33 protein-coding genes are annotated in these 19,059 nt (G+C 61.6%); 1 reads left to right on the top strand and 32 read right to left on the bottom strand.

The genetic code is table 11. From position 1 onward, the window contains the following. Positions 1-113 precede the first annotated feature (113 nt). The 22 genes from GQ651_RS00165 to GQ651_RS00060 all read right to left on the bottom strand — a co-directional run bounded on the left by GQ651_RS00165 (position 114) and on the right by GQ651_RS00060 (position 13,284). A complete protein-coding gene (locus tag GQ651_RS00165; RefSeq protein WP_160762205.1) occupies positions 114-1,130 on the bottom strand; it encodes a DNA-directed RNA polymerase subunit alpha in 1,017 nt (338 codons plus the stop codon). A 118-nt stretch (positions 1,131-1,248) separates the two neighbouring features. Beyond that, positions 1,249-1,641: a 30S ribosomal protein S11 gene (gene rpsK, locus GQ651_RS00160; RefSeq protein ID WP_160762204.1), complete on the bottom strand. Its 393-nt coding sequence runs from the start codon at positions 1,639-1,641 to the stop codon at positions 1,249-1,251. Between the two features lie 15 nt (positions 1,642-1,656). Beyond that, positions 1,657-2,025 carry a 30S ribosomal protein S13 gene (gene rpsM / locus GQ651_RS00155; protein ID WP_160762203.1) on the bottom strand — a complete coding sequence of 123 codons (369 nt, stop codon included), beginning with the start codon at positions 2,023-2,025 and terminating at the stop codon, positions 1,657-1,659. A gap of 196 nt (positions 2,026-2,221) precedes the next feature. Continuing rightward, positions 2,222-2,866, bottom strand: coding sequence for an adenylate kinase (locus tag GQ651_RS00150; protein WP_160762202.1), 645 nt, complete (start codon positions 2,864-2,866; stop codon positions 2,222-2,224). Next, positions 2,863-4,221 (bottom strand): preprotein translocase subunit SecY, encoded by a 1,359-nt coding sequence (gene secY / locus GQ651_RS00145; RefSeq protein ID WP_160762201.1) that lies wholly within the window; start codon positions 4,219-4,221, stop codon positions 2,863-2,865. Before secY ends, GQ651_RS00150 begins: the two co-directional genes overlap by 4 nt. A 102-nt stretch (positions 4,222-4,323) precedes the next feature. After that, the gene (gene rplO, locus GQ651_RS00140) at positions 4,324-4,791 is read right to left on the bottom strand and encodes a 50S ribosomal protein L15 (RefSeq protein ID WP_160762200.1); all 468 of its coding nucleotides are present in this window, start codon (positions 4,789-4,791) and stop codon (positions 4,324-4,326) included. Positions 4,792-4,937: 146 nt separating this feature from the next. Further along, the gene (locus tag GQ651_RS00135; protein ID WP_160762199.1) at positions 4,938-5,105 is read right to left on the bottom strand and encodes a hypothetical protein; all 168 of its coding nucleotides are present in this window, start codon (positions 5,103-5,105) and stop codon (positions 4,938-4,940) included. Beyond that, on the bottom strand, positions 5,098-5,598 hold the full coding sequence (locus GQ651_RS00130) for a tail fiber domain-containing protein (RefSeq protein WP_160762198.1): 501 nt from the start codon (positions 5,596-5,598) through the stop codon (positions 5,098-5,100). The genes GQ651_RS00135 and GQ651_RS00130 overlap by 8 nt, the downstream gene beginning before the upstream one ends. Before the next feature lie 253 nt (positions 5,599-5,851). Further along, complete coding sequence (gene rpmD / locus GQ651_RS00125) at positions 5,852-6,040, bottom strand: 50S ribosomal protein L30 (protein WP_160762197.1); 189 nt, start codon at positions 6,038-6,040, stop codon at positions 5,852-5,854. 2 nt (positions 6,041-6,042) lie between these two features. Further along, positions 6,043-6,621: a 30S ribosomal protein S5 gene (rpsE, locus tag GQ651_RS00120; protein WP_160762196.1), complete on the bottom strand. Its 579-nt coding sequence runs from the start codon at positions 6,619-6,621 to the stop codon at positions 6,043-6,045. Between the two features lie 100 nt (positions 6,622-6,721). After that, positions 6,722-7,081 (bottom strand): 50S ribosomal protein L18, encoded by a 360-nt coding sequence (rplR, locus tag GQ651_RS00115; protein ID WP_160762195.1) that lies wholly within the window; start codon positions 7,079-7,081, stop codon positions 6,722-6,724. An 11-nt stretch (positions 7,082-7,092) separates the two neighbouring features. Then, positions 7,093-7,626, bottom strand: a complete 534-nt coding sequence (gene rplF, locus GQ651_RS00110; RefSeq protein WP_160762194.1) for a 50S ribosomal protein L6 — start codon at positions 7,624-7,626, stop codon at positions 7,093-7,095. A gap of 10 nt (positions 7,627-7,636) precedes the next feature. Continuing rightward, positions 7,637-8,029, bottom strand: coding sequence for a 30S ribosomal protein S8 (rpsH, locus tag GQ651_RS00105; RefSeq protein ID WP_160762193.1), 393 nt, complete (start codon positions 8,027-8,029; stop codon positions 7,637-7,639). 12 nt (positions 8,030-8,041) lie between these two features. After that, positions 8,042-8,347 (bottom strand): 30S ribosomal protein S14, encoded by a 306-nt coding sequence (gene rpsN / locus GQ651_RS00100; RefSeq protein WP_160762192.1) that lies wholly within the window; start codon positions 8,345-8,347, stop codon positions 8,042-8,044. Positions 8,348-8,365: 18 nt separating this feature from the next. Continuing rightward, positions 8,366-8,929 (bottom strand): 50S ribosomal protein L5, encoded by a 564-nt coding sequence (rplE, locus tag GQ651_RS00095; RefSeq protein ID WP_160762191.1) that lies wholly within the window; start codon positions 8,927-8,929, stop codon positions 8,366-8,368. Next, the gene (gene rplX / locus GQ651_RS00090; RefSeq protein WP_160762190.1) at positions 8,929-9,234 is read right to left on the bottom strand and encodes a 50S ribosomal protein L24; all 306 of its coding nucleotides are present in this window, start codon (positions 9,232-9,234) and stop codon (positions 8,929-8,931) included. The genes rplE and rplX overlap by 1 nt, the downstream gene beginning before the upstream one ends. A gap of 1 nt (position 9,235) precedes the next feature. Further along, positions 9,236-9,604 carry a 50S ribosomal protein L14 gene (rplN, locus tag GQ651_RS00085; protein WP_011567679.1) on the bottom strand — a complete coding sequence of 123 codons (369 nt, stop codon included), beginning with the start codon at positions 9,602-9,604 and terminating at the stop codon, positions 9,236-9,238. A 77-nt stretch (positions 9,605-9,681) separates the two neighbouring features. After that, positions 9,682-9,903, bottom strand: coding sequence for a 30S ribosomal protein S17 (rpsQ, locus tag GQ651_RS00080; RefSeq protein ID WP_160762189.1), 222 nt, complete (start codon positions 9,901-9,903; stop codon positions 9,682-9,684). 3 nt (positions 9,904-9,906) lie between these two features. Next, the gene (gene rpmC, locus GQ651_RS00075; RefSeq protein WP_160762188.1) at positions 9,907-10,113 is read right to left on the bottom strand and encodes a 50S ribosomal protein L29; all 207 of its coding nucleotides are present in this window, start codon (positions 10,111-10,113) and stop codon (positions 9,907-9,909) included. A gap of 161 nt (positions 10,114-10,274) precedes the next feature. Then, the gene (locus tag GQ651_RS00070; protein ID WP_160762187.1) at positions 10,275-11,885 is read right to left on the bottom strand and encodes a hypothetical protein; all 1,611 of its coding nucleotides are present in this window, start codon (positions 11,883-11,885) and stop codon (positions 10,275-10,277) included. Further along, complete coding sequence (locus GQ651_RS00065; RefSeq protein ID WP_160762186.1) at positions 11,882-12,637, bottom strand: gamma-glutamylcyclotransferase; 756 nt, start codon at positions 12,635-12,637, stop codon at positions 11,882-11,884. The genes GQ651_RS00070 and GQ651_RS00065 overlap by 4 nt, the downstream gene beginning before the upstream one ends. Positions 12,638-12,660: 23 nt before the next feature. After that, positions 12,661-13,284, bottom strand: a complete 624-nt coding sequence (locus tag GQ651_RS00060) for a TIGR02466 family protein (RefSeq protein ID WP_160762185.1) — start codon at positions 13,282-13,284, stop codon at positions 12,661-12,663. Positions 13,285-13,359: 75 nt separating this feature from the next. On the opposite strand from GQ651_RS00060, the gene GQ651_RS00055 reads away from it, so the two are divergent. Next, entirely contained in the window at positions 13,360-13,962 is a 603-nt protein-coding gene (locus tag GQ651_RS00055) for a P-loop NTPase family protein (RefSeq protein ID WP_160762184.1), read from the top strand. Positions 13,963-14,011: 49 nt separating this feature from the next. Here GQ651_RS00055 and rplP read toward each other — a convergent pair whose 3' ends face one another. From rplP to GQ651_RS00005, 10 genes are all read right to left on the bottom strand, one after another. Continuing rightward, complete coding sequence (rplP, locus tag GQ651_RS00050; protein ID WP_160762183.1) at positions 14,012-14,425, bottom strand: 50S ribosomal protein L16; 414 nt, start codon at positions 14,423-14,425, stop codon at positions 14,012-14,014. Between the two features lie 15 nt (positions 14,426-14,440). Then, on the bottom strand, positions 14,441-15,148 hold the full coding sequence (gene rpsC, locus GQ651_RS00045; protein ID WP_160762182.1) for a 30S ribosomal protein S3: 708 nt from the start codon (positions 15,146-15,148) through the stop codon (positions 14,441-14,443). Further along, complete coding sequence (rplV, locus tag GQ651_RS00040; protein ID WP_160762181.1) at positions 15,148-15,528, bottom strand: 50S ribosomal protein L22; 381 nt, start codon at positions 15,526-15,528, stop codon at positions 15,148-15,150. The genes rpsC and rplV overlap by 1 nt, the downstream gene beginning before the upstream one ends. Before the next feature lie 3 nt (positions 15,529-15,531). Then, on the bottom strand, positions 15,532-15,810 hold the full coding sequence (rpsS, locus tag GQ651_RS00035) for a 30S ribosomal protein S19 (protein WP_007255217.1): 279 nt from the start codon (positions 15,808-15,810) through the stop codon (positions 15,532-15,534). 2 nt (positions 15,811-15,812) lie between these two features. Further along, positions 15,813-16,655, bottom strand: a complete 843-nt coding sequence (gene rplB, locus GQ651_RS00030; protein WP_160762180.1) for a 50S ribosomal protein L2 — start codon at positions 16,653-16,655, stop codon at positions 15,813-15,815. A 96-nt stretch (positions 16,656-16,751) separates the two neighbouring features. Next, a complete protein-coding gene (locus GQ651_RS00025) occupies positions 16,752-17,048 on the bottom strand; it encodes a 50S ribosomal protein L23 (RefSeq protein WP_160762179.1) in 297 nt (98 codons plus the stop codon). Beyond that, positions 17,045-17,665, bottom strand: coding sequence for a 50S ribosomal protein L4 (gene rplD, locus GQ651_RS00020; protein ID WP_160762178.1), 621 nt, complete (start codon positions 17,663-17,665; stop codon positions 17,045-17,047). Before rplD ends, GQ651_RS00025 begins: the two co-directional genes overlap by 4 nt. Beyond that, positions 17,662-18,534, bottom strand: a complete 873-nt coding sequence (gene rplC, locus GQ651_RS00015; protein ID WP_160762177.1) for a 50S ribosomal protein L3 — start codon at positions 18,532-18,534, stop codon at positions 17,662-17,664. The genes rplD and rplC overlap by 4 nt, the downstream gene beginning before the upstream one ends. Positions 18,535-18,546: 12 nt before the next feature. Next, positions 18,547-18,855 (bottom strand): 30S ribosomal protein S10, encoded by a 309-nt coding sequence (rpsJ, locus tag GQ651_RS00010; RefSeq protein WP_160763888.1) that lies wholly within the window; start codon positions 18,853-18,855, stop codon positions 18,547-18,549. A gap of 81 nt (positions 18,856-18,936) precedes the next feature. Further along, the coding region (locus GQ651_RS00005) for an EF-Tu C-terminal domain-related protein (RefSeq protein ID WP_455025969.1) at positions 18,937-19,059 on the bottom strand (123 nt) is incomplete at its 5' end.

The raw sequence follows: 19,059 nt of genomic DNA, 5'->3' as shown, positions 1-19,059 counted from the left end.
TACGGGCGGTTTTGCTTTGTCCGGCCGGCGATGCGTGTCACCGGCTCACCTTGGGGCGCTTGACGCCCGATCAGGGTGCGGGCCGGACTGATGTCCGGCCTGCTCCTTAAGTCCTAGAACTGGTCCTCGAACTTCTTGGCCAGGTCTTCGATGTTCTCCGGCGGCCATTCCTCGACATCCATGCCAAGGTGCAGCCCCATGCCCGACAGAACCTCTTTGATCTCGTTCAGCGACTTGCGGCCGAAGTTCGGCGTGCGCAGCATCTCTGCTTCGGTCTTCTGGATGAGATCGCCGATATAGACGATGTTGTCGTTCTTCAGGCAGTTGGCCGAACGCACCGACAGTTCCAGCTCGTCCACCTTCTTCAGCAGAAGCGGGTTGAACTCGAGACCGTCATCGTCGTCCTGACGCGTGGCCGATTCCGGCTCGTCGAAGTTGACGAAGATCGAAAGCTGGTCCTGCAGGATGCGCGCGGCATAGGCCACGGCGTCGTCCGGCGTGACCGAGCCGTCGGTTTCCAGTTTCAGCGTCAGCTTGTCATAGTCGAGCACCTGGCCCTCGCGAGTGGGCTGGACGTCATAGCTGACACGGCGCACGGGCGAGTAGATCGCATCGACCGGGATCAGGCCGATCGGCGCGTCCTCGGGACGGTTCTTGTCGGCCGAGACATAGCCCTTGCCGGTGTTGACCGTCAGTTCGATGAACAGGTCCGCGCCGTCGTCGAGGTGGCAGATCACGTGATCCTTGTTCAGGATCTCGATACCGGCGGTTTCCGAGATGTCACCGGCGGTGACGACCTGCGGGCCCTTGACCGAGATCGACAGGCGCTTCGGCCCTTCGACATCCATACGGATCGCGACGCCCTTGAGGTTCAGGACGATGTCGGTGACGTCTTCACGCACACCGGCAACGGACGAGAACTCGTGAAGCACGTTGTCGATCTGGACGCTGGTGATCGCGGCGCCCTGAAGCGACGACATCAGAACGCGGCGCAGCGCGTTGCCGAGCGTCAGGCCGAAGCCCCGCTCGAGAGGTTCGGCGACAACGGTCGCCTGACGCGCGGGATCGTTACCGGGCTTCACGTCAAGCTGGGTCGGCTTGATCAGTTCTTGCCAGTTCTTGTGGATCATGTGGCTCTCCTCAATTCTGGTCCGCAGCCCATGTCCGAAGACTGCAAGACGCCCCGAGGTAAAAAAGGCGAAGACGGGCCATGCGAAATCGCAGGGCCCGCCCGAAATTCAGGCGTCGTCAGACGCGGCGGCGCTTCGGCGGACGGCAGCCGTTATGCGCGATCGGCGTGACGTCACGGATCGAGGTGATCGTGAAGCCAACAGCGGCCAGCGCACGGAGGGCCGACTCGCGGCCGGAACCGGGGCCCTGCACCTCGACTTCGAGGGTGCGGACGCCATGTTCCTGCGCCTTGCGGCCAGCATCTTCGGCAGCCATCTGAGCGGCGTAGGGCGTCGACTTCCGCGAGCCTTTAAAGCCCATGGTGCCAGCCGACGACCATGCAATCGCGTTGCCCTGAACGTCCGAGATCAGGATCTTGGTGTTGTTGAACGACGAGTTCACATGCGCCACGCCGGTGGCGATGTTCTTCGAGACCTTCTTCTTTCCGCGCGTGCGGGTATCACGTGCCATGTCTCTGATCCTCCCTTATTTCTTCTTGCCGGCGATCGGCTTCGCGGGGCCTTTGCGGGTCCGCGCGTTGGTGTGCGTACGCTGACCGCGCACAGGGAGGTTGCGGCGATGACGCAGACCGCGGTAGCAGCCAAGGTCCATCAGGCGCTTGATGTTCATCTGCGTCTCACGGCGCAGGTCGCCTTCGACCGTGTAGTTGGCGTCGATATGCTCGCGGATGGCGAGGACTTCGGCGTCCGACAACTCGTTCACGCGACGGGTCTGTTCGATGTTGACGGCGTCGCAGATGGCTTTGGCCGATGCGGGACCAATGCCGGTGATGTAGGTAAGCGCGATGGGAACCCGCTTTGCAGTCGGGATGTTCACGCCAGCAATACGTGCCACGAAATCTGTTCCTTTCGTTGCGAGCCCGTAACTCCAGGCCCTTTTTTCACAACGTAAGCCCGAGCGGATAAGGCTCGGGCTTCGCTATAGCGATTCTCTTTCGAGAAGGCGGTATCTATGGTGTTGCGACCAAGGCGTCAAGGCCGTGCGGCGCCGTTGTCAAGAGTTTTCCGAGACGCCCTGTTAACGGCTGAAATCAGCCGTCCAGAACCGCCGAAATGCCCGCCGCGACCTCGTCGATCTCGCCCAGACCGGGCACCCAGCGAAGCTGGCCCTTGGCGTGGTAATAGCCGATCAGCGGAGACGTTTTCTTGTAGTACTCCATCAGCCGGGTCTTGAGGCTTTCCTCATTGTCGTCGGCGCGACGCTTGAACTCGGTGCCGCCGCAGTTGGAGCATTTGCCGTCGGCCGGGATCGGTTTGGTGATGTCGTTATAGACCTCGCCGCAGTTGCCACAGGTCGACCGCGCGGTGATCCGCTGGACCAGCGCGTCGTCGTTGACTTCCATCGCGATGACCGCGTCCAGCGTCTGACCATGGTTCGCAAGCAGATCGGCCAGAGCGTCGGCTTGGGCAAGCGTACGCGGAAAGCCGTCAAAAATCAGGCCCCCGCCGGTTTCACCTTCGAGCTTCTCCTCGATCAGGCCGATGACGATTTCGTCGGTGACAAGCTCGCCCGCGTCCATGATCGCAGCCACCTTGTTTCCCATCTCGGTGCCGGACGTCCGCGCCTCGCGCAGCATGTCGCCCGTCGAGAGCTGGATCATGTTGCGTTCGTCGACGAGGCGTCGGGCCTGAGTCCCCTTCCCGGCCCCCGGCGGTCCGAGGAGAATGATATTCATCGTCTGGCTGTCCCTTTGGTCTTCCCGCGCTTTTTGCCGCGCAGCTGTGATTTCTCGATCAGCCCCTCATACTGATGGGCGAGCAAATGAGACTGAACCTGCTGGATAAAGTCCATACCCACCGACACGATGATGAGGATCGAGGTGCCGCCGAAATAGGCCGTGATGGCCAGGTTCGTGCGCACGATTTCGGGCATCATGCAGACAAGAGCCAGGTAGCCAGCGCCCAGAACCAGGATGCGGTTGACCACGTATTCCAGGTATTCCTCGGTCTTCTTGCCGGGACGGATACCGGGCACGAAGCCGTTCTGGTTCTTCAGGTTGTCGGCCACGTCCTCGGGCTTGAAGGCCACGTTAAACGTATAGAAATACGTGAAAAAGACGATCATGCCCCCGAAGAACAGGAGATAGAGAGGCTGGCCCGGCCCGAAATAGGCGAGGATCCAGCTCATCACCGGGCCGGCATTGCCACCCGAGAAGGTCGAGAGCGTCGTCGGCAAGAGCAGGAGCGAGGACGCGAAGATCGCGGGAATGACGCCTGCCGGGTTTACCTTGATCGGCAGGTGCGACGATCCGCCGTCATAAACCTTCATGCCGACCTGCCGGCGCGGGTACTGTATGTGGATCTTGCGCAGACTTCGTTCCATGAACACCACGAAGACCAGCGTCGCGATCAGCATGATGACGATGCCGAGAATCACGGCCGTGGACAGAGCGCCCGAGCGGCCCTGGGCGAAGAACTGCGCCAGCGCTCCGGGAAGTTCGGCAATGATGCCCACATAAATGATCAGCGAGATGCCGTTGCCCACGCCGCGCGCGGTAATCTGCTCGCCCAGCCACATAAGGAACATCGTGCCGCCGACCAGCGTGATGACCGTCGAGGCACGGAAGAACCAGCCTGGATCGGTCACGAGGCCGCCGGCCTCCATGGAAACGGCAAGGCCATAGGCCTGAACTGTGGCCAGGAACACCGTGCCGTAGCGCGTGTACTGAGTGATCTTGCGGCGGCCCTGCTCGCCCTCTTTCTTCAGCTGCTGCAGGGGCGGCCACATGGACGCCAGAAGCTGCACGATGATCGAGGCCGAGATATAGGGCATGATCCCGAGGGCGAAGATACCCATCCGGCTCAGCGCACCACCCGTGAACATGCCGAGGACACCCGCGATGCCGCCCGCCGCCTGCTCCATGAAGTCACGAAGCGCCTGACCGTCGATGCCCGGCACCGGAATATAGGTGCCGATCCGGTACACGATCAGAAGGCCAAGGGTGAAAAGGAGGCGTTGCCGGAGCTCGGTTGCCTTGCCGAAAGTGCTCCAACTGACGTTCGCCGCCATTTGCTCTGCTGCAGATGCCATTCGCGGTCTCTCTTATGAAAGCGCCGCCGGCCCGTTCCCCGGTCGGCGGCGCTGGAAAACTTGAGAAAGTATGTAAGCGGCCCGGACGCCGCTCACAAGCGCTTACGCTTCGGCCGACGCGGATGTGACGGTCAGTGAGCCGCCCGCCTTCTCGACCGCCTCGATCGCGGATTTCGACGCGCCGGTGACGGTGATCGTCGCCTTGGCCGTGAAATCGCCCTTGGCGAGGACGCGGATGCCGTCCTTCTTGCGGCGGACGAGGCCGGAATCGATTAGCTCGTTCTCGGTGATCTCGGTGCCGAGCTTGCCTTCGTCGATGAACTTCTGGATCAGGCCCAGGTTGACGACGGCGTATGCCTTGCGGTTCGGCTTGTTGAAGCCGCGCTTCGGCAGGCGCTGGTAAAGCGGCATCTGGCCGCCTTCATAGCCGTTGATGGCCACACCCGAACGCGATTTCTGACCTTTGATACCGCGGCCAGCGGTCTTGCCCTTGCCCGAACCGGGGCCACGGCCCACGCGTTTGGCTTTTTTGGCGGCGCCGGGATTGTCCCGGAGTTCATTCAGCTTCATGTCGCTTCCTTTCGAGCCGGACACGCCCCCGAAAGCGAAATGGGACGGACACGGCGTTTCTTGGTTTTCAGTCGCCCCTGACGGGACCCGCGGGCTATAGAAGAAAGGCCGCAAGCACGCAAGCCCCAACTGGGAGACGCTGAGGTTTAGTCCCCGAGAGAAGCGAGACCAATCAGGATCGCGACACCTGTAACCACAAGCGCCGCATCGAAGGCCTCGACCGGCTGGTCGCGCTGCCCCATGCTGACGCAACCCGACAGGGCGAGAACCAGCGCCAGCGCTTTGAGTGGCGGTCCAACTGTTGCCTTAAGCATTTTTTCGCCCCTCTCGTTTTGCCAGATTTTCGCGAGTCATGCGCAAGCCGAGCTTCCAGTAATAGACCCGATAGTATCCGTCCCGCCCTAGCCGCACGGCGTCGGGGCGGATGCGCAGGACATCCTGAGCCATCACGCCGCGCCACGTGGTCCGTTTGCCCCGATAACGGAACGTGTAAAGCGGCAGGCCATTCGGCGCGGTCCCGACCCGCCGGATGTCGGTCTTGAGCCGCTCATCGCTGGCCGAGGCCACCGCATAGATGACAAGACCCGCGAAAAGGGCCACGCCCGCAACGACGCCCAGAACCACCTGAGCGACCGGGTGCATGTCGTAGATGCCGCTTTCCTCTTCAGACGGCTCGCTGACGTCGGTCGATGCAGCCTCTGCGGCAACGGTGTCAGCGCTCGGCTCCGGCTCTGCGTCACGTTCCGTCGCACAGGCAGCAAGCAGCATCAGAACGGTTGAAATGACGACAATCAATAGCGCACGCATGGCCCCTCCCCCATGGTTCAAGCCTGTCCCCTAACGGAGTGAGCACGGTCATGCAGTCTACCCCGCCGGTCTTCGTTCGCGCGCATGCGATAACCTCGCCTCACATATCTATCATGATATGTGAAATTGTCGCAACAAAATCATCTGGTTGAAAAATTCCCAGCCTGAAACGTGAAACGCCCCGGCATTCCTGCCGGGGCGTTTCCTGTACCTTCGAACCTTAGAGCGGAGCCGGACCGGCCCCGTACCGGGGTCAGCCGCGCTCTTCGATGATCTCGACGAGGTGCGGGATCTTGTTGACCATGCCACGGACGGCGGGCGTGTCTTCCAGCTCGCGCGTCTTGTGCATCTTGTTCAGGCCAAGGCCGATCAGCGTCTGACGCTGGATGGCCGGGCGGCGGATCGGGGAACCGATCTGTTTGACTACGATGGTTTTCGCCATGATCAGGCCTCCTCAGCGACTTGGGCCGACGAATCCGGCGCATCTTCACGCTTGGGCAGGATGTCGGCGACCTTCTTGCCGCGACGCTGCGCGACCGAACGGGGCGATGCCTGCTTCTGAAGACCGTCGATGGTTGCCCGGATCATGTTGTAGGGGTTCTGGCTGCCGAGCGACTTGGCGACGACGTCCTGAACGCCCAGCATTTCGAACACGGCACGCATCGGACCACCCGCGATGATACCGGTACCGGTCGGAGCGGTGCGCATCACGATACGACCGGCGCCATGACGGCCCTCGATGTCGTGGTGCAGGGTCCGGCCCTCGCGGAGCGGCACGCGGATCATCTGGCGCTTGGCCTGTTCGGTTGCCTTGCGGATCGCCTCGGGCACCTCTTTGGCCTTACCCTTGCCGAAGCCGACGCGCCCCTTCTGGTCACCGACGACGACAAGCGCGGCGAAGCCGAAGTTCTTGCCGCCCTTCGTGGTCTTGGAGACCCGGTTGATGGCGACCAGACGGTCAGCGAATTCAGGCGTTTCGTCGCGGTCGCGGCGATTACCTCTTTGTTGCGGTTCTCTGGCCATGTGGCCTCCTGTTCAGTCTGGGCGGTCGCCCGTGGTGTCCAACCCAGGTGAGCGTCAGCGCTCCCGGGTCATCGGAGCGGCCCCTGGGGGCCGCCCACGCTTAGAGTTTCAGCCCGCCTTCGCGCGCTGCGTCGGCCAGTGCCTTGACCTTGCCGTGGAACAAAAAGCCGCCACGGTCGAAATAGGCCTCTTCGATGCCCGCCTTCTTGGCGCGCTCCGCAATCGCGGCGCCCACCTTGGCTGCGGCTTCGACGTTGTTCTTGCCGACGACGCCGAGGTCCTTTTCGAGCGACGAGGCCGAGGCCAGCGTCGTGCCGGCCACGTCGTCGATCAGCTGAACGCTGATGTTCTTCGACGAGCGGTGCACCGACAGGCGGGGCTTGCCGTTGTTGACGCTGCGAAGTTTGTTCCGGACGCGCAGACGGCGCTTCTGGAACAGCTCTCTTTTGGAAAGTGCCATATGTCCGGTCCTTACTTCTTCTTACCTTCCTTGCGGAAGATATATTCGCCTTTGTACTTGATCCCCTTGCCCTTGTAGGGCTCGGGAGCACGCCATTCGCGGATGTTGGCCGCGACCTGGCCGACGAGTTGCTGGTCGATGCCCTCGACGATGACTTCGGTCTGCTTCGGGGTGGTCACGGTGACCCCCTCCGGCACGTCGAAGATGACGTCGTGGCTGTAACCCAGGTTCAGAGTCAGCTTGTTGCCCTGAGCCTGCGCACGATAACCGACGCCCGACAGTTCAAGCTCTTTCTTGAAACCATCGGTAACACCGGAGACCAGGTTCGCGACCATGGTGCGGCTCATGCCCCACTGCTGGCGCGCGCGCTTCGACTTGCCGCGCGGCTCGATGGTGACCACGTTGCCCTCGACGACGATGGAGACATCGTCGGTCGCGGTGAATTCGCGGCTGCCCTTCGGGCCTTTGACGGTGACGGTCTGGCCGGAGACAGACGCTTCCACGCCCGACGGCAGCTCGACCGGTTTCTTACCAATCCGAGACATCCATCCCTCCTTAGAAGACCGTGCAGAGCACTTCGCCGCCGACATTGGCGGAACGCGCTGCTGCATCCGACATGACACCCTTCGGCGTCGACACGATCGAAACACCCAGGCCCTGACGGACCGACGGCAGGTCGCTCACGCCCATATAGACGCGGCGGCCCGGCTTGGAGACCCGCTTGAGTTCGCGGATGACCGGCGTGCCTTCGTAGTATTTCAGGCTGATTTCGATGGCCGGGTGGCCATTCTTGTCCGTGGTTTCTTCGAAGCCGCGGATATAGCCTTCGTCGGCCAGCACTTCGAGAACCCACTTGCGGAGCTTCGAAGCCGGCGTGACCGTGGTGGACTTGCCGCGCATCTGGGCATTCCGGATGCGGGTCAGCATATCACCGAGAGGATCGTTCATCTCATACCCTCCTTACCAGCTCGACTTGACCATGCCCGGGACCTGACCGGCAGAGCCGAGTTCCCGAAGCGCGATCCGCGACATTTTCAGCTTGCGGTAATAGGCGTGGGGACGCCCCGTCAGCTGGCAACGGTTGTGAAGACGGGTGGGCGAGCTGTTGCGCGGCAGCTTGGCAAGCTTGAGCCGGGCCTTGAAGCGCTCTTCCATCGGCTTCGATTCATCATTCGCGATTTCCTTGAGCGCAGCGCGCTTGGCGGCATACTGATCCACCAGCTTCTGACGCTTCTTCTCGCGTTCGATCATTGCTTTTTTAGCCATGTCGTTTTCTCCCGAGGCTCAGCTGTTGAACGGCATGTTGAAATGCTTCAACAGCGCCTTGGCTTCCGCATCCGTCTGAGCGGTCGTGCAGATGATGATGTCCATGCCCCAGACCTCGTCGACCTTGTCGAAGTTGATCTCGGGGAACACGATGTGCTCCTTCATACCCATCGCATAGTTGCCACGGCCGTCGAAAGCCGTGCCCTTGACGCCGCGGAAGTCGCGGACGCGGGGCAGCGCGATGGTGATGAGGCGGTCCAGAAATTCGTACATCCGGTCGCCACGAAGGGTGACCTTGGCGCCGAGCGGCATGTCTTCACGGACGCGGAAGCCGGCGATCGACTTCTTGGCCTTGGTGATGACGGCCTGCTGACCGGCGATGGCGGTCAGGTCTTCCTGAGCCGACTTCGCCTTCTTCGAGTCCTTAACGGCCTCGGCACCGGCGCCGATATTCAGGACAATCTTGTCCAGGCGCGGGATCATCATGTCGTTCTTGTAGCCGAATTCCTCTTTCATGGCAGCACGGATGCTGTCCTTGTAAGCGGCCTTCAGGCGCGGGGTGTAGGTAGCGGCGTCAAGCATCAGATCGCGTCCCCCGTGGTCTTGGCGAAACGAACCTTCGCGCCGTCTTCCATGCGGAAGCCTACGCGGGTCGCTTTGCCGTTGGCATCGAGAAGGGCCAGGTTCGACAGGTCGATCGGCATCGCTTTCGGGATGCGGCCGCCCTGGCTGTTCTGGCTCTGCTTGGTGTGACGGATGGCCATGTTCACGCCATCGACGACAGCCTTGCCGTCCTTGGGCATAACCTGGGTGATTTCACCCTGCTTGCCCTTGTCCTTACCGGCGAGAACGACGACCTTGTCGCCTTTTTTCAGTTTAGCGGCCATCTTACAGCACCTCCGGGGCGAGCGAGATGATCTTCATGAAGTTCTTGGCGCGAAGCTCGCGAACAACCGGTCCGAAGATACGCGTACCGATCGGCTCGTTGTTGTTGTTGAGGATCACGGCGGCGTTCCGGTCGAAGCGGATCGCGGTGCCGTCTTCACGGCGGACTTCCTTGGCGGTGCGCACGACGACGGCCTTACGGACGTCGCCCTTCTTCACGCGACCGCGCGGGATGGCTTCCTTGACCGAGACGACGATGATGTCGCCCACGGATGCGTATTTACGCTTGGAACCACCCAGAACCTTGATGCACTGAACCCGGCGAGCACCGGAATTGTCAGCAACATCCAGATTGGTCTGCATCTGGATCATTTGGTTTCTCCCGACCTTTGGGACCGCTTTGCAGTCATTGGCCCCAGGGTTTCGCTAAAACTGGAGAAGCGACCGCCTTATTCGGCGATCACCTCCCAGCGTTTCGTCTTCGAGATCGGCGCGCATTCCTGAATGCGGACGACGTCACCCACCTTGAAGGTGTCTTGCGGATCGTGAGCCCGGTATTTCTTGGACTTACGAATGGTTTTCTTGAGGACCGGATGCGTAAAGCGGCGCTCGACCGAGACGGTGACGGTCTGGGCGCTGGTGACGGTGCCTTGAAGTATACGCTTGGGCATCGATTACGCCTCCGCTGCCGCGCCAGCGGCCTTTTCGTTCAGAATGGTTTTCACACGTGCGATGTCACGGCGTACCGTGCGCATACGTGCGGTGTTCTCAAGCTGGCCGGTAGCCTGCTGGAAGCGGAGGTTGAAGGCCTCCTTCTTGAGGGTGGTCAGCTCGTCACGAAGCTGATCCGGCGTCTTGTCACGCAGTTCCTGAGCACTCATGCCCGTTCTTCCTTTCAACAATCACCGGAAGGCCCCCAAAGGGTCACCTCGAATCCGGTGGAGTAGGTGAATGAAGGCGCCGTATAGGGGGTACTTCCCTGCGTGGCAACCCTATTTCTTCAGACAATCGCCGCAGGTGCCATGTCGGTCTTCCGGGGACGTCATTCGACCCAGTAGCGCCACGGCGGGTCAGACAGGTGATCGCGTGCGAAATCGTATTTCCACTGCAGATTGCGTTCGACCGACGTCTCGCAGATGGCCGCTATCCTGCCCACATCCAATGGGCCGTTCTCGCGCAAGTACAGACGCAGCCCCGCAACCGGGCTGAGCCGCATGTCGCAGATTTCCTCGTGACCCGATAATTCCATCCAGTCCTGAATAACGTCGCTGCCGTAATCCGGCCAAACGCCGAGCACGGGGTGCATGTGAAGGGCAACGAGTTCGGGCGCGTAGGCGTCGAGGATCTCGGGCGTCACCCCCTGATGGGCGACAAGAGCGCTGCCAAGACCGATATTGTCGAGGGCCACCAGTCCGCTTCTGTAGGCCACGATCCCCGCATCGCCCACCAGGATCGTGGGCTTGCTTTCCAGACCGGCTGCCTGTTCGGCGAGCTCCTGACCAAGCGCACCATGCGCGAAAGATATGCGCGGCGTGTAGGTGGCGATATGCATGACCTCGTTCCATCGGACCGATGCGCCCGCGTAGAGCACGCAGATCACGGCGAACAGGATCCGCGGATAAGTCCGCATCCAGACTGGCAGGGAAATCGAAGTCAACGGGCTCTCGCCGCTCTTGCCGTAGCGGGCAAGCGCGTAGGCGGCGAAAAGGTAGACCGATCCGAAAATGTGAAAGCCGAACCGATCCACATAGTTCATGGTCAGTTTCGACGCAGAATAGACGACCACGACAGGCAGGAAGAAGGCGATGGCGAAAAGCGTGGCCCTCCACCGTCCGAGCAACAGCGGCAATGCCAGCGGCACCAGCAAGACCACACAATACAATGTCACGATCAGCGAGCCCTCGCCCGCGGATTTGACGTAGAACGTATTCGGTAGGACATACCCGAAATAGCTTCGGTGCCAGAGCATGATCGCCGCAAACAGGAGGATCGGCAGCAGGACGGACACGGCAAGCAGTGTCCGCTTCTCTCTCCACCAATGCCCGGCCGCGTCGTCCCGGAATGGTGTGGGAAGAAGCGAGGCAACCACGAAGGCCGGGAACAGCCCCAGCAGCGTCCAAGCCTCGGGACGGCAGGCAATCAACACCGCAACGCAGACGCCGGCGGCAAGAAAACGGCGCTGATCCAGACAAATCAGAAGCAGGGCCAACGTGACCACGAAAAGATAGGTTTCGAGCCCCGAAAAGAGGTGCACCATCGTCGTCGGGACGGCGGTCAAGCACAGGATCGCCGCGAACATGACTATCGCTCGTCCGGAAAGCCGCATGAACAACCAAGTGGACAGGCAGAGAATGGCAAGCGACACGAGCTTGAAAAACACGACCATATCAAGACCCAACGCCGCCGGCACAATGGATAGCGCCGCGTAGACGGGGTTCGTGTAGGCCTGCGTCAGATCGAAGCTCGACGGATTGTATCCCCAGATACCGGCATCGACCAAATTCTTGCCGTAGCGCCACGAAATGTAGGCGTCGTCGACGGTGAACCGAGCAAAGACGAAGCCGGATACAAGAGTGAAAAGAGCCGCAAGAAACACTATTGGAGAAAAACGGCTGACCTGACGGTCGGTCGCAGAGCGGGAGTATTCGGTCAATTGGGAAGCCTTGCCTCGTTACTCGAGTCCATCTTGTTTTGGGCGATCCGCGCCTCGACATCGCGCAAGAGCGCCTCGGTCTCTGGATCGTCGATGCCAAGCTGGCGGGACTTCTGGACGATGTTCCGAAGGTAGTCCGCGCTTGTTCCGATCAGCCCCTCGCCCGTCGCCAGGTATTCGACCTGTTTCTCGCGCGTCAGGTCCTGTTGAATGACCTCGGCTGTATGATCGGCCACCAGAATCAGGGTCGTCTCGGTGCCAAGATCGGTTTCGGCCGGGTGGAATAGCGGGATATAGGCCGGCCCGACCAGTTCGCGTCGGCAGAGGATCTCGGTCTCCCGCTCGATCAGGTGTTCGGGAATCCGAAAGATCAGGCCATTGCACCCCTGCCCCTCGTCCAATGCCGCCATTACGCCGGGACGGTCTTCCGAACCGCGTGCCATATCCTCGACCAGAATGAACCGACGCTCGTAACCTTCGATACGGGCGCGCCGGACCTCGGAAAAATGAAAGGCAGGGTCCCACATCAGCGAGCCATAGCCGAAAACCCAAAGGTCACCCGGCGGCGCATTGCGCAGCATCTCGCGGCGGAGCGCTTCTCTCGCCTCGTTGTCGTAGAACTCGCCCGGGTCGCGACCGTTCTCCTGATAGACGCCGAGAAGCCATTCGAGAGTGAAATTCCGAAACCACGAATCTTCGGCCGGCGTGATTTGGCCGCGGAGTTCTGGGTGATGCCGGAAGGGGTCGGTCATGCCGGGACGTTATCCGCGTTGGCTCAGCTTTCCCACTTGTAATTGAAGCTGACGCTTATGCGCTCGTCCTCGGCCATGTTCATCGGCACTTCGTGGCGAAGCCAGCTTTCCCAGAGCAGGACATCACCCACCGCCGGGGCCACGTAAACGAACTGCTTCAGATACTCGGGCGCGTCCTTTGTCCGTGTCGGTGCCGCCATCATCATCTGAAGACGCGGGTCCTCGAACTTGATCGCGCTCGTGCCGTCCGGCATGACGACATAGGTGGTGCCCGAGATCACCGAGTGTGGGTGGATATGCGCGGTGTGAATGCCGCCTTCGGGCAGGATGTTGATCCAGAGGTCTTCCAGAACCAGCTTGCCCTCGCCCAGATCGAAGGCGAGTTCTTTCGCGAAGGCAGCCACATGTTTGTCGAGCGCCTTCTTGACCGCTTCGAAGATCGGAAAACGCCAGGGCAGATCACTGAGCGAGGCATAGGACGTGTAGCCCGGATACCCCTCGGCCTCGCACCACTCCTGCCCCGCCTCATCATCCTCGGCGATGGAATAGCAGGACGCGGCGAGCTCGTCCGCATCAACGGCGGGGCCGTGATCCGAGAGGCGCGCGTGGTAGAGGGGGGTGGCAAAGAGGTTGGTGATCTTGGGCATGGCGGATTCCAATTTTGTCGGTGCCGGCCTATAACCCATCCACCTGCCTCCCCCAAGTGCAAGAACCACCACGTCATGCCACGTTTCATCTCGATCGACGATGCCACGCCGATCCTCTCCGGTGCCAGCCGCGTTTCAGTAGTGGGTATCTCGGGAGCAGGGAAGTCGACGTTCTCGCAAGAGCTGGCCCGGCAACTTGATCTGAAGTATGTCTCACTTGATCGTGATATGCTTTGGCTGCCCGGCTGGACCATGCGCGACCGCGCCGAACAGAGGGCGCTTCATGACGCTTTCGTTGCCGAAAACCGGTGGGTCATCGACGGCACGACCATCGGACTCATGCGCACCCGCCTGCCCCGAAGCGATCTTCTAATCTGGCTTCGCGTCCCCCGCCATAGGGCCCTTTGGGGTGTCGCCAGACGGGTTGCAAAAGGCTATGGCCGCGTGCGCCCGGACATGGCCGATGGCTGCCCCGAACAGATTCCCGATTTCGAGTTCCTGCGCTGGATCTGGACCTTTGAACGCAAGCAATCGCCCCGCCTATTGGCCGCGATTGAGCAGTATTGCAACGACTTGCCTGTCCTTGTCCTTCGCAGTCATCGCGAGATTGAGGCACTGCTTGGCAAGCTGCGCGAACGCGGCACATACCCGGCCCAAAAACGAAAAGGCGCGGAATAAACCGCGCCTTTCAATGATATGGCAAACTGGGTTCAGAAGCGGCCGCGTCTTACCAGTCTTCGCGCATCACGGTGCGGGTCTTGACCGGAAGCTTCATCGCGGCGAGGCGGAGCGCCTCGCGGGCGACCGCGTCGCCGACGCCGTCGATCTCGAACATGATACGGCCCGGCTTGACCTTGCAGGCCCAGCGGTCGACCGAACCCTTACCCTTACCCATCCGGACCTCGATCGGCTTGGCCGAAATCGGGGTGTCGGGGAAGATACGGATCCAGACGCGGCCCTGACGCTTCATGTGACGCGTCATGGCACGACGTGCGGCTTCGATCTGACGCGCGGTGACGCGCTCGGGCTCGACCGCCTTGAGGCCGTAGGTGCCGAAGTTCAGATCCGAACCGCCCTTGGCTTCACCGCGGATGCGGCCCTTGTGCATCTTGCGGAATTTGGTGCGCTTTGGCTGCAGCATCTCTCATTCCTCTCCTTAGCGACGGCCGCCGGCGCCACGGGGCGCGGGACCTTCCTGAAGCTCCTGCTGACGCTTGTCACGGGCCGACGGGTCGTGGTCCATGATCTCGCCTTTGAAGATCCAGACCTTGATCCCGATGATGCCGTAGGGCGTCATGGCTTCGGCGAGTGCGTAGTCGATATCGGCGCGGAGCGTGTGCAGCGGCACCCGGCCCTCACGATACCACTCGGTCCGCGCGATCTCGGCACCGCCCAGACGGCCGGCGACGTTGACGCGGATGCCGAGAGCACCCATGCGCATGGCGTTCTGAACCGCGCGCTTCATCGCACGGCGGAACGACACGCGGCGCTCGAGCTGCTGCGCGATCGATTCAGCGACAAGCTGAGCATCAAGCTCGGGCTTGCGGACCTCGACGATGTTGAGGTGCAGTTCGCTGTCGGTCATCGCGGCGAGCTTGCGGCGCAGACCTTCGATGTCAGCGCCCTTCTTGCCGATGATCACACCCGGACGGGCCGTGTGGATCGTCACGCGGCACTTGCGGTGCGGACGTTCGATGATGACGCGGCTGACGCCGGCCTGCTTGCACTCTTCCTTGATGAACTCACGGATCTTGATGTCTTCGAGCAGAAGATCACCGTAATCCTTGGTGTCGGCGTACCAGCGGCTATCCCAGGTGCGGTTGACCTGGAGGCGCATGCCGACGGGATTGACCTTGTGACCCATTATGCTTGCTCCTCGACTTGGCGGACCTTGATCGTCAGTTCCGAGAACGGCTTGACGATGCGGCCATAACGGCCACGGGCACGCGGGCGACCGCGCTTCATCGTCAGGTTCTTGCCGACATAGGCTTCGGCGACGACCAGCTCGTCCACATCAAGGTTGTGGTTGTTTTCGGCGTTGGCGATGGCCGACTGAAGACACTTCTTCACATCTGCCGCGATCCGCTTCTTGGAGAAGGTCAGATCGGCCAGAGCCTTTTCGACCTTCTTGCCACGGATCAGCGCCGCAACCAGGTTAAGTTTCTGAGGCGAGGTGCGCAGCATGCGCGTCTTTGCCATCGCCTCGTTGTCCGCCACGCGGCGCGGATTCTTTTCCTTGCCCATGACTTACTTCCTCTTCGCTTTCTTGTCGGCGGCGTGACCGTAATAGGTCCGCGTCGGCGAGTACTCACCGAACTTCTGGCCGATCATGTCCTCGGTCACGTTGACCGGGATATGCTTCTGGCCGTTGTAGACGCCGAAGGTCAGCCCCACGAACTGGGGCAGGATGGTCGAGCGGCGCGACCAGATCTTGATGACCTCGTTGCGGCCCGACTCGCGGGATTTCTCGGCCTTCTTCAGGACATAGCTGTCGACGAAGGGGCCCTTCCAAACTGAACGGCTCATGTTTACCGGCCCTTCTTCTTGGCGTGACGCGAGCGGATGATCAGCTTCTGCGACGCCTTGTTCTTGTTGCGGGTACGGCGACCCTTGGTGTCCTTACCCCAGGGCGTGACCGGCGTACGGCCACCCGAGGTACGGCCTTCACCACCACCGTGCGGGTGGTCGATCGGGTTCATCGCGACACCGCGAACGGACGGACGCTTGCCCTTGTGGCGCATGCGGCCGGCCTTGCCGAAGTCCTGGTTCGAGTTGTCGGGGTTGGATACCGCGCCAACCGTGGCCATGCATTCCTGGCGGACCATGCGCAGTTCGCCCGAGGACAGGCGAATCTGAGCGTAGCCACCGTCGCGGCCGACGAACTGGGCATAGGTGCCCGCGGCGCGTGCGATCTGACCGCCCTTGCCCGGCTTCATCTCGATGTTGTGGACGATCGTGCCGATGGGCATGCCCTGGAACGGCATCGCGTTGCCCGGCTTGACGTCGACCTTCTCGCCCGAGACGACCTTGTCACCGACAGCCAGACGCTGCGGGGCAAGGATATAGGCCTGTTCACCATCGTGATACTGAATCAACGCGATGAAGGCGGTCCGGTTCGGGTCGTATTCGATCCGAATGACCGTCGCCTCGACGTCGTGCTTGGTCCGCTTGAAATCAACGATACGATAGAGACGCTTCGCGCCACCGCCGCGACGACGCAGGGTGATCCGTCCGGTGTTGTTCCGGCCCGCCTTCTTGGTCAGACCCTCTGTGAGGCTCTTGACCGGGCGACCTTTCCAAAGCTCCGAACGGTCGATCAGCACCAGCCCGCGCTGGCCCGGCGTCGTCGGCTTGTACGACTTGAGTGCCATGCTTTCTGTCTTCCGTTTGCTTTGGGACTTGAGTCCCGTTCCGAATAAGGATGGCGGGGTAAACCCCGCCATACCGTTCTTGTCAAGCGATCAGGGTCAGAGACCCGTGGTCACGTCGATCGTGTTGCCCTCTTCGAGCGTCACATAGGCTTTCTTGACGTCTTTCCGCTTGCCCATCTGGCCGCGGAAGCGCTTGGTCTTGCCCTTGGTGATGGTGGTGTTGACCGCCTTCACCTTGACACCGAACAGGCCTTCAACCGCTTCCTTGATCGCCGGCTTGTTGGCGTCCATCGCCACCTCGAAGACAACCGCGCCATTCTCGGACGCCATGGTCGACTTTTCGGTGATGATCGGCTTGCGGATCACGTCGTAGTGTTCTGCTTTCGCGCTCATTTCAGACGAGCCTCCAGTGCTTCGACACCCGCCTTCGTGATCACCAGCGTGTCACTCTTCAGGATGTCATAGACATTCGCGCCCATGGACGGCAGCACGTCGATCCCGTCGAGGTTGCGTGCGGCGCGGGCAAAGCCCTCGTCCACCTGCGCCCCGTCGATGACCAGCGCACGCTTCCAGCCGAGGTCCTTGACCTGCTTGGCCAACGCGCTCGTCTTGGCGTCCTTCGCGACGGCTTCGTCGATGATGACGAGGCTGCCGGTGGCCGCTTTCGACGACAGGGCATGCTTCAGGCCGAGCTTGCGGAACTTCTTGGTCAGCTCGTGACCATGGCTCCGCGGCGTCGGGCCCTTGTAGATGCCGCCCTTGCGGAAGATCGGCGCGTTCCGGTCACCGTGACGTGCGCCGCCGGTGCCCTTCTGGCGATAGATCTTCTTGGTCGAGTAGCTGGTCTCCGACCGCGTCTTGACCTTGTGGGTGCCTTGCTGGGCGTTGTTACGCTGCCAGCGGACGACACGGTGAAGGATGTCGGCGCGGGGTTCGAGACCGAAGATCTCGTCGCCCAGATCGACCGATCCGGCCTTCCCGCCGTCCAGTTTGATCACGTCGAGTTTCATTCCTCACCGTCCTTCTTTTCGACATCCGAGTTATCGGCGTCGGAACCTTCTTCAGCGATCTGCTCTTCGGCTTCCTTCAGAGCAGCTTCCTGTGCGGCGGCTTCCTCGGCCAGACGCGCCTCTTCGGCGGCCTTGGCTTCGGCTTCCGCAGCGGCGGCGGCCTCAGCAGCCAGACGCTCGGCCTCTTCGGCAGCCGACTTCAGCGCGGCGGGGAGAATGACGTTCTCCGGAACCGGCTTCTTGACGGCATCCTTCAGAGTGACCCAGCCACCCTTCGAGCCCGGAACGGCGCCCTTGACCATGATCAGGCCACGGTCGGCGTCCGTACGGACAACCTGCAGGTTCTGCGTGGTCACGCGGGCGGCGCCCATGTGACCGGCCATCTTCTTGCCCTTGAAGACGCGGCCGGGGTCCTGACACTGACCGGTCGAGCCGTGCGAGCGGTGGCTGATCGACACGCCGTGCGACGCCCGGAGGCCGCCGAAGTTGTGCCGCTTCATCGCACCCTGGAAGCCCTTACCGATCGAGACGCCGGTGACGTCCACGAACTGGCCTTCGAAGTAGTGGTTCGCGGTGATCTCTTCGCCCACGCCGATCAGGTTTTCCGGATCGACCCGGAATTCCGCGATCTTGCGCTTGGGCTCGACCTTGGCAGCCGAGAAATGGCCGCGCATGGCCTGGCTCGTCCGCTTGGCCTTGGCAGTACCCGCACCGAGCTGAACGGCGGAATAGCCATCCTTCTCGGCGGTGCGCTGAGCGACCACCTGAAGCTTGTCGAGTTGAAGAACGGTCACAGGAATCTGCTTCCCGTCCTCCATGAACAGGCGGGTCATGCCCACCTTCTTTGCGATAACGCCGGAGCGCAACATGGGGAGCCCTCCTTAAACCGAGATCTGGACGTCGACGCCGGCGGCGAGGTCGAGCTTCATCAGCGCGTCCACGGTCTGCGGCGTCGGGTCGATGATGTCGAGAAGACGCTTGTGCGTGCGGATCTCGAACTGGTCACGCGACTTCTTGTCGATGTGCGGACCACGGAGAACCGTGAATTTCTCGATCTTGTTCGGCATCGGAATCGGGCCGCGCACCTGTGCGCCGGTCCGCTTCGCGGTGTTCACGATTTCCTGCGTCGACGCATCGAGCACGCGGTAATCGAAGGCCTTGAGCCTGATACGGATGTTCTGGCTGGCGATGGCCATGTGCTTATCCTTTCGTTGAGAGGTGGAGGCGGGTGTGCCCGCCCCCACGTCGAACCGTTTGTTGTGACCGAGCGATTACTCGATGATTTTCGAGACGACGCCTGCGCCGACGGTGCGGCCGCCTTCGCGGATGGCGAAGCGGAGCTTTTCTTCCATCGCGATCGGCGCGATCAGCTCGACCGTGAACGACACGTTGTC

Source organism: Kangsaoukella pontilimi (assembly GCF_009830125.1).
Taxonomy (GTDB): domain Bacteria; phylum Pseudomonadota; class Alphaproteobacteria; order Rhodobacterales; family Rhodobacteraceae; genus Kangsaoukella; species Kangsaoukella pontilimi.
This window is presented reverse-complemented; position numbering and strand designations above follow the sequence as displayed.